Here is an 8,491-nt window from a genome sequence, read left to right as displayed (position 1 = left end):
GTACACGCCCCGGCAAAAAATGATTCCATTTTATTTGCCGCCTGCGGGCGGCAAACTCTGCGAGGCTTTTTTGACAAACTGAGCCGCACCCTCGGGTGCGGCTCAGTTTTTGAAGAATAACCATTATTTTCCTGTTTTGGGGTGCTGATGATGCAGGTGCAGCACCGCCTCCAGCACGCCGCCGCCTACCGCCAGGGCCTTGTCCGAGGCGGTGGTGCAGTACGCCGGCTTGCACCGGGGGTCCACGTCTCCGGCCTTCATACCCCGGAAAACCGGCGTTCCATCGGCCAGAATGCCCCGCAGTACGCCGTCAATGGTGCATCTCATGGGCTGGCCCGCCACCTCTCCGGCGACGTCTCCGGCCCGGACCACCGCGCCGATTTCCAGCTTCTGGCAGAAAATCCCATCAGCCGGGGCCCGCAGCACCCGCTCCCCGGCATATCCGCCGATGAGGCCGGGAATGTTGGTGTTGGGCAGGGCGCTGCCCCGGTAGATCACCCGGCCCAGGGTGTGGCCCCGCATGGTCTCCACCACGGCGTGGCAGTCCTCCCCCGCCGTGAAGCCCGGGCCGATGCCCACGACAATGGGCGCATCGTCCATTTTCGTGCCCAGGTTGCGCTTGGCCAGAATGGCGTCCACCAGGGCGTCCGGCCGCAGGCGGGTGCGGCAGGTGCAGTCCGGGTCCGCCAGCACCGGGATCAGCCCCTGGGCCAGCAGGGCCTCCGCCTGGTCCGGGGTCTCCGCCCGGCGGGCGGTGACGTCCTCCACCGTCATCTCCCCCAGGATAATGGCCTGGGAAAAGCACACCGTCCGGCGGATGGCCGTGGGGGCGGGCAGGTCGGTCATGACCACCTGCATCCCGGCCCGGTACAGGCGCAGGGCGATGCCGGTGGCGATGTCCCCGGCGCCGCGAATGAGAATTTTCATAAAAGCTCCTCGATTTCTTGCCGTTTTCCCAAGAATAACACGTTTTTGCGGCTGCGTCAAGGTTGACGGGGACCCCGGAAGCTGGTACAATAGGGGCATGGATGAGAAAATGACGTACAACCTGACGGTCCGGCTGTTCTGTGGAGAGAAGTGCTTCGGACCGGGAATGGCCCAGCTGCTGCGGAAGGTGCAGGAGCTGCACTCGCTGCGGGCGGCGGCCATGTCCATGAACATGGCCTATTCCAAGGCGTGGACCATTACCAAAAAGGCTCAGGAAGCCCTGGGCTTTCCTCTGCTGCACTCCGTCACCGGCGGACGGGGCGGCGGCGGCGCAGAGCTGACGCCGGAGGCCGTGCGGATGATGGCGGCCTATGACGACTACTGCCGGAAGCTGCGGGCCTATGCCGACGACCTGTTTCAGGAGGAGTTCGGCTATTTGCAGGAGGAAAACGGAGGTCTTTGATTCCTTCCTCCTGTGCTATCTCATCAAAATACATACAAAGAGGGCTGTCTCGTCACGAGACAGCCCTCTTTATGACTGTCAAAAAAGGGCAAAGCCCTTTTTTGGCAAAAGGCTTGCAGTCTGCCGCGCGCATAATTTGTTCGCTGAAAGCGAACAAATTCCACACTTGCAGACTGAGAAGTGTTTTTTTCGACGTACACGCCCAACGGAAGTCCCCTTGGGGGGCGCCGCCGCAAAAAACGGACCAAACTTGCTTTGCCGCCTGCGGGCGGCAAACTCTGCGAGGCTTTCTTTGACAAGCTGAGGGCTGTCTCGTGACGAGACAGCCCTCTTTTGGGGTGAAAAATGCGGCTCAGCCCAGAGTCACCTGGGTGTCGGTGAAGGTCAGAGCGGCCTCGTAGCAGGCGGTCACCGCCCGGACGAAGTGGGCCACGTCCCGGCTGCCCATGGTCTCGAAGCAGGAGTGCATGGCCAGCTGGGCCATGCCGATATCCACGGTGTTCACCGGCAACTTGGTGTTGGCGATGTTCCCCAGGGTGGCGCCGCCGGCCTGGTCGGGACGGTTGGCGTAGTGCTGGGTGGGCACCTGAGCCCGGCGGCAGATCTCCTGGAAGGCGGCGGCGGAGACGGCATCGGTGGCATAGCGGGGGGAGTGCTTCACCACCACGCCGCCGTTGAGCACCGGGGCCTCGTTGGCGTCCGCCAGCTCCGGGTGGTTGGGGTGGCGGGCATGGCCGTTGTCGCAGGACAGCAGGAAGCTGTTGGCCACCAGGCGGCGATAGTCCCCGGAGGTGAGGCCCAGGGCGGAGGTGATGGCCGTCAGCGTCTCCGGCAGGAAGGCGGAGGCCGCGCCCTGCTTGGTCTCGGAGCCAATCTCCTCGTTATCGAACACACACAGCACCGGGATGGCGGTGGTCTCATGGGCGGTCAGGAAGCCTTGGGTGCAGGCGAACACACAGGCCAGGTCGTCCAGCCGGGGGGCGGACAGGAACTCCCCTGCCGGGCCCCAGACGGTGCCGGGCTGGTTGTTGTACAGGAACAGGTCCCGGGCCACGATGTCCTCCGGCTGGCACCCGGCGGCGGCGGCAATCTCCCGGTCGAAGCTGCCCTTCTGCTCCCCGCCGGCGTACAGGGCCACCAGGTCCTGGGCGGGGTTATACTTGGTGCCGTTGTTGCCGTCCCGGTTCAGGTGGATGGCCACCCGGGGGATCAGGGCCATGTCCTTCTTCATATCCACCAGGCGCATATCCAGACCGTTTTCCCGGCGGACCAGCACCCGGCCGGCCACGCTCAGGGGGCGGTCCAGCCAGCAGTCGTTGATCATGCCGCCGTAGCGCTCGGCGGACAGACGGACAAACTCGCCGGCAAGCTCCGCGTGATCCCGCAGACGGAAGCAGGGAGAGTCGGAGTGGCTGGCGGTCAGCACGAAGCCCGTGGGGCGGTCCTGGGGCACACGAAAGGCCATCAGCGAGGATCCGTTCTTGGTGACAAAATACTTCCCGCCGGGGGTCAGGGACCACTCCCCTGCCGTCAGCTGGGTGTAACCCTCGGACAGCAGACGCTGGCGGAGATTCTCCACCGCGTGGAAGCAGTCGGGGCTTTTCTGAATGTATTGCAGCATGGATGAAATCATGATAATCCTCCCATTTTTTCGATAATGCGTATAAAAAGGGGCGTCCTCCGGCCGGAGGACGCCCCTTTTGGGGTCTGATCTTTCCGCAGTCAGCGGAACAGAAGCGTCAGAATCAGGATAAACACTCCGAATCCCACCAGATAAGCCGCACAGATCAGCAGCGACGCCTTCATGGTTCCAAAGAAGAAGGCATGCCGGTCCTGCTTGCTCAGGGAATCGTCAACCCAGGGGGGAGATTTCTTGGCTTCCTCCCGCTCCTCCGGCTGCTCCTCCCGCTGGTAAGCGCTGCCGGGCAGATTGCCGAACAGCGACGGGCGCTTCACCTGGGACATGTCCGCTATGGTGCGGCCGTCGTCGTCCTCCCAGTGTTTTTCCTTCCTGGCCATTACTTCTGGTCGTACAGGTGGCAGACCACGAAGTGGCCGGGCTCGATCTCGCGCTGCTCAGGCACCTCGGTCTTGCACTGCTCCATGCACTGGGCGCAGCGGGTGTGGAACTTGCAGCCTGCGGGGGGATTGGCGGGGGAAGGAATGGAACCCTCCAGCACAATGCGGTTCATCTTGGCCGTGGGGTCCGGCACGGGGATGGCGGAGAACAGGGCCTTGGTGTAGGGGTGCAGAGGATTCTTGAAGATATCCTCGGTGGCGCCGTATTCCACCAGGTTGCCCAGGTACATGACGCCCACGGTGTCGGAGATGTGCTCCACCACGGACAGGTCGTGGGAGATGAACAGGTAGGTGAACTTGTACTGCTCCTGGAGCTCCTTCAGCAGGTTGATGATCTGGGCCTGGATGGACACGTCCAGAGCGGAAACAGGCTCGTCGCAGACGATGAACTCGGGCTTCAGAGCCAGAGCGCGGGCGATGCAGATACGCTGGCGCTGGCCGCCGGAGAACTCGTGGGGATAGCGGTCCTTGTGGAAGGACTGCAGGCCGCAGTCGTCCATGACCTTGTCGATGTAGTCGTCGAACTCCTCCTTGGAGACCAGTCCGTGCTCACGGACGGCCTCGCCGATGATCTCGCCCACGGGCATACGGGGCTGCAGAGAGGAGAAGGGGTCCTGGAAGATGATCTGCATCTTGGTGCGCATGTCGCGCATCTCCTTGGCGTTGAGGTCATAGACCTCCTGGCCGTTGAACAGCACCTGGCCGCCGGTCTTTTCGCCGGACAGACGGAGGATGGTGCGGCCGGTGGTGGTCTTGCCGCAGCCGGACTCACCCACCAGACCCATGGTGGTGCCGCGCTTGAGGTTGAAAGTGACGCCGTCCACGGCCTTCACGTAACCCACGGTCTTGTTGAGCATACCGCCCTTGATGGGGAAGTATTTCTTCAGGTCCTTGACCTGGAGGATATACTGAGGATCGTACTGGACCTGCTCCTCAGCGGTCTTCTTTACATCAGCCATTCTGAGCGTCCTCCTTTCCGTAGTAACGGTAGCAGCTGACCATATGGGTGGGGGACAGCTGGATCATGTGAGGATACTCACCCTGGCAGCCTTCCACGCACATTTCGCAGCGATCCTTGAAATAGCAGTAGTTGGGCATGTTGATGGGGTTGGGGACCTTGCCGGGGATGGAATACAGCTTATCCACCTTCTTACCGACCATGGGCTTGGAGGCCATCAGGCCGATGGTGTAGGGGTGAGCGGGATTGGCGAAGATCTCCTGGGCGGTGCCCTTTTCCACCACGCGGCCAGCGTACATGACCACCACATAGTCGGCCATCTCGGCGATGACACCCAGGTCGTGGGTGATCAGCATGATGGAGGAGTTGATCTTATCCTTCAGGTTGCGCAGCAGGTCCAGAATCTGGGCCTGGATGGTCACGTCCAGAGCCGTGGTGGGCTCGTCGGCGATGATCAGGCGGGGATTGCAGGACAGGGCCATGGCGATCATGACACGCTGACGCATACCGCCGGACAGCTCGTGGGGGTACATCTTATAGACGCCCTCGCTGTTGGCGATGCCGGCCATCTCCAGCAGATGGATGGAGCGGGCCTTGATGTCCTCGGGGGTCTTGCCCTCACCGTCGTGCAGGGCAATAACCTCGTCCAGCTGGGCGCCGATGCGGAACACCGGGTTCAGGCTGGTCATGGGCTCCTGGAAAATCATGGACATGTAGTTGCCGCGGAGCTTCTGCATCTGCTCAATGGGGGTCTTGGTGATGTCGTAGGCCTTGCCGTTGCCGAGATTCAGGCGAATCTCGCCCTCCACCACCTGGCCCTGGGGCCGCTGGAGCAGCTGCATGATGGACAGGCTGGTAACGGACTTGCCGCAGCCGGACTCGCCCACCACGCCCACGGTCTTGCCGATGGGCACGTCGAAGGAGACGCCGTCCACGGCGCGGACGGTACCCACGTCAGAGAAGAAGTAGGTATGCAGGTTCTCGATCTCCAGGGAGTTATTCTGGTCGTGCATCTGGGTGAGGAACTCCTCCTCAGGCACGTTCTTGCGCTTGTGCAGCTTTTCAAACTGGTCCGTGATCTTGCGGTTCTCCCGGGAAATCCGGCGAGACTCCTTGGCGGACAGATAGCCGCTTTCGTTTTTCTTAGCCATATGATCTCCTCCTTCCTCAGCGCTTCATCTTCGGGTCAAAGGCATCCCGCAGACCGTCGCCAACCAGGTTGAATGCCAGAACCGTCAGCAGCAGCAGCACGCCGGCGGGGATCCAGATGAACCAATAGGTGGTCAGAACGTGGGTGTCATTGACGTCGCTGATGATATTGCCCCAGGAAGCGAAGGGGAACTTGACGCCCAGGCCCAGGAAGGACAGGGTAGCCTCCATGATGATGACGCTGCCCAAGCCCATGGTGCAGGTGACGATCAGCTGGGGAATGACATTGGGGATCAGGTGCTTGAAGATCCGGCGGGACACACTGAGGCCGCAGGCCTCGGCGGCGGTCATGTACTCCTGCTCACGCAGGGACAGGATCTGGCCGCGGACCAGACGGGCGATACCAGCCCAGCCCAGGAAGCCCAGGATCAGCATTAAGTAGACCATTCGGATGGTGGGGTCCACACGGGATGCATCCATGGCCGCGCCCAGAATAATGATGATGGGCATGGAGGGGATGCAGTAGAAGATATCGACGATACGCATGATCAAGTTATCCACCCAGCCGCCGAAGTAGCCGGAGATACCGCCGAAGATCACGCCGATGACGGTTTCAATGATGATGACGATGAAGCCGATCAGCAGGGAGACGCGGCCGCCGTACATCAGGCGGGTCAGCATATCCATACCGTACATATCGGTGCCCAGCCAGTGGTCCTTGCTGGGGAAGGAATACTGATCGTACTGACGGCTGGGCTTCTCCTGGAGGATCTTCCAGCTCATGGTGGCGGGATCATACTCCAGATCGTACTCAGCGGTGGCGCTGGTGGGAGTATCCTCCTGGGTGGGAGCGTTGGGGTCCTCGGTGTTGATGCCGGAGGACGGCTCCTCGGTGTCGGGCTCCTCCTCAGGCTCCTCGGCGACGATCAGGGACTCGTCGGTATAGCTGAAGGCAGCCTTGCCGTTTTCAGCGGTGGCAATGGCGGCATACAGCTTCTCCTTGAAGTCGCGGGTCAGGAACACGTCGGGGGAAATGGCGTTGACGATGATGTTGCTGACATAGGCCACATCGGCGCCGTCCTGGGAGGTGATGCTGCCATCCTCGGCCAGGGTGTAGGCTACGCCGTCGGCGGTGAATTCCTTAGCGCCGGAGGCGGAGGCCAGTAGGGCCTGATACTTGAAGTCGAAGGACAGGGTGCTGTCCTTGGCGGAGGCGTTCACCAGCTCCTTGCCGGCGTAGCCCACCACCTGACCGTTGTATTCCACGGAATAGAAGTCGTCGGAAACCTTGGTCAGGGTGAAGTTGTCGCTCTTGTTGGAGAAGGTGGTCTTCCCCTGCTGGATGGCCAGCATAGCTCTGGCCTGGGCGGTGAGGCCGAACACCTCGTCGTTGTTGCTGGCGTACTGGAACTCGGTGTTTTCCTTGGCCGCGCCGAAGTCACGGCGGATGGTCTTATCGGTGTAGAAGAACTGGTCCTGACCATAGGGGGAGATCAGGCCGCCGATGAAGGAAAACACGAACATGAAAACCAGGATGACCAGACCGGTGACGGCCATGCGGTTGCGGATGAAGCGCTTGGCCACCAGCATACCGGGAGAAAGGACCTTAACACGACGGTCATCGTTCAGAGAATACTGCTCCTGAGCAGGCTCCTGGTCGGCGTGCTTCATTTCCTCGCGGATCTCCTCACGGATCTCCTGCTCGGCCTGCTGCTCATTGATCTTATCTTTGCGATCTGCCATTTTATTTCCTCCTCCCTTCTTAAGCGATGCGTACGCGAGGATCGACCACGGCGTACAGAATATCAGAAATCAGGTTACCCAACAGGGTCAGCACGGCCATAAAGACCAGGTAGAACATGGAGAACGGAATGTCGCCGCCCACCATGGACTGGTAGGAAATGTAGCCGATGCCGGGGATGGAGTACAGCGTCTCGGTGATCAGCGCGCCGGAGAACAGGCCGGGCAGAGAACCACCGATGATGGTGACCAGGGGGATCAGGGTGTTGCGGAACGCATGGTGATAGATGACCTTGCGCTCGGACAGACCCTTGGCCCGGGCCGTGCGGATGAAGTCAGCGTTGAGCACCTCCAGCATGTTGGTGCGGGTGTAACGCATGAGGGAACCGACACTGATAACCACCAGGGTGACAATGGGCAGAACCAGATGATGTCCCATGTCCAGGAGCTTCGCGAAGGCTGAGAGCTGCTCGTGATTGCGGCCGGTGAGACCATACAGGTCGAACCAGCCCAGCCTCACGGAGAAAACCAGCTTCAGCAGAGAAGCAAAGAAGAAGGTGGGCAGCGAAATACCGGCCAGAGCCAGCACCGAAATGACATAGTCTGTCTTGCTGTACTGCTTGGTGGCGGCAATGACGCCCAGGGGGATCGCGATGATGATCTGCAGCACGAAGGCGATAAGGCCCATGAAGAAGGAGATCCACACACAGTTGTTGAATACTTCCGTGACGGGTTTGGTCCACAGCCAGCTGTCGCCGAATTTGAAGGTCAGCATCTGGCCCAGCCACTTGAAGAAGCCGGGGATAATGCCCACATCCAGGTTGTACATGTGGGTGAGCTGCTCCATCCACTCCTCAAAGGACTTGGAACCGGGCTGCATGGACTTCTGACGCGCCATAGCCTCCACGTAGGACGTGGGGAGACAGCGCATCAATGCGTAGATGACGAATGCGACAAGGAACAGGATGACGATTGAGATTAGAATTCTTTTGATGATGTATTTGCGCACTGATAACCCTCCGATCTGATGATACAGTGATGCAGATTGGCGGAACACGTCTGCTCCGCCCCTCCCTATAGACTACCCACTGCACATCAAGCAACACCCCCGGCCCCGCCCGGGTCGCTCCTTGATATGCAGTCGGGGCACCCCCCGGCGGCTCCGGCCGCCGGGG

At 60.9% G+C, this 8,491-nt stretch carries 8 protein-coding genes; 1 reads left to right on the top strand and 7 read right to left on the bottom strand.

Annotated elements, in window-relative coordinates:
• Nucleotides 1-123 precede the first annotated feature (123 nt).
• The gene (gene yqeB, locus LKD37_RS16110) at nt 124-927 is read right to left on the bottom strand and encodes a selenium-dependent molybdenum cofactor biosynthesis protein YqeB (protein WP_302930107.1); all 804 of its coding nucleotides are present in this window, start codon (nt 925-927) and stop codon (nt 124-126) included.
• A 97-nt stretch (nt 928-1,024) separates the two neighbouring features.
• On the opposite strand from yqeB, the gene LKD37_RS16105 reads away from it, so the two are divergent.
• Nucleotides 1,025-1,390 (top strand): winged helix-turn-helix domain-containing protein, encoded by a 366-nt coding sequence (locus LKD37_RS16105; RefSeq protein WP_302930106.1) that lies wholly within the window; start codon nt 1,025-1,027, stop codon nt 1,388-1,390.
• Between the two features lie 352 nt (nt 1,391-1,742).
• On the opposite strand, the gene LKD37_RS16100 is transcribed toward LKD37_RS16105, so the two are convergent.
• The 6 genes from LKD37_RS16100 to LKD37_RS16075 all read right to left on the bottom strand — a co-directional run bounded on the left by LKD37_RS16100 (nt 1,743) and on the right by LKD37_RS16075 (nt 8,325).
• Nucleotides 1,743-3,023, bottom strand: a complete 1,281-nt coding sequence (locus LKD37_RS16100) for a M18 family aminopeptidase (protein ID WP_302930105.1) — start codon at nt 3,021-3,023, stop codon at nt 1,743-1,745.
• A gap of 89 nt (nt 3,024-3,112) precedes the next feature.
• Nucleotides 3,113-3,409 (bottom strand): hypothetical protein, encoded by a 297-nt coding sequence (locus LKD37_RS16095; protein ID WP_302930104.1) that lies wholly within the window; start codon nt 3,407-3,409, stop codon nt 3,113-3,115.
• Nucleotides 3,409-4,428 carry an ABC transporter ATP-binding protein gene (locus LKD37_RS16090; RefSeq protein ID WP_302930103.1) on the bottom strand — a complete coding sequence of 340 codons (1,020 nt, stop codon included), beginning with the start codon at nt 4,426-4,428 and terminating at the stop codon, nt 3,409-3,411. Before LKD37_RS16090 ends, LKD37_RS16095 begins: the two co-directional genes overlap by 1 nt.
• A complete protein-coding gene (locus LKD37_RS16085; protein ID WP_349048796.1) occupies nt 4,421-5,440 on the bottom strand; it encodes an ABC transporter ATP-binding protein in 1,020 nt (339 codons plus the stop codon). Before LKD37_RS16085 ends, LKD37_RS16090 begins: the two co-directional genes overlap by 8 nt.
• Before the next feature lie 154 nt (nt 5,441-5,594).
• A complete protein-coding gene (locus tag LKD37_RS16080) occupies nt 5,595-7,319 on the bottom strand; it encodes an ABC transporter permease (RefSeq protein WP_302930101.1) in 1,725 nt (574 codons plus the stop codon).
• Nucleotides 7,320-7,338: 19 nt separating this feature from the next.
• Nucleotides 7,339-8,325 carry an ABC transporter permease gene (locus tag LKD37_RS16075; RefSeq protein ID WP_302930100.1) on the bottom strand — a complete coding sequence of 329 codons (987 nt, stop codon included), beginning with the start codon at nt 8,323-8,325 and terminating at the stop codon, nt 7,339-7,341.
• Between the last annotated feature and the right edge of the window lie 166 nt (nt 8,326-8,491).

Origin of the sequence: Brotocaccenecus cirricatena (genome assembly GCF_020687045.1) — a bacterium.
Classification (GTDB): domain Bacteria; phylum Bacillota; class Clostridia; order Oscillospirales; family Oscillospiraceae; genus Vescimonas; species Vescimonas cirricatena.
This window is presented reverse-complemented; position numbering and strand designations above follow the sequence as displayed.

Coding starts and splice junctions, on each gene's coding strand:
- LKD37_RS16090 (WP_302930103.1), bottom strand. CDS start 4,428: ATGGCTGATGTAAAGAAGACCGCTGAGGAGCAGGTCCAGTACGATCCT.
- LKD37_RS16085 (WP_349048796.1), bottom strand. CDS start 5,440: ATGCACGACCAGAATAACTCCCTGGAGATCGAGAACCTGCATACCTAC.
- LKD37_RS16100 (WP_302930105.1), bottom strand. CDS start 3,023: ATGATTTCATCCATGCTGCAATACATTCAGAAAAGCCCCGACTGCTTC.
- yqeB (WP_302930107.1), bottom strand. CDS start 927: ATGAAAATTCTCATTCGCGGCGCCGGGGACATCGCCACCGGCATCGCC.
- LKD37_RS16095 (WP_302930104.1), bottom strand. CDS start 3,409: ATGGCCAGGAAGGAAAAACACTGGGAGGACGACGACGGCCGCACCATA.
- LKD37_RS16105 (WP_302930106.1), top strand. CDS start 1,025: ATGGATGAGAAAATGACGTACAACCTGACGGTCCGGCTGTTCTGTGGA.
- LKD37_RS16080 (WP_302930101.1), bottom strand. CDS start 7,319: ATGGCAGATCGCAAAGATAAGATCAATGAGCAGCAGGCCGAGCAGGAG.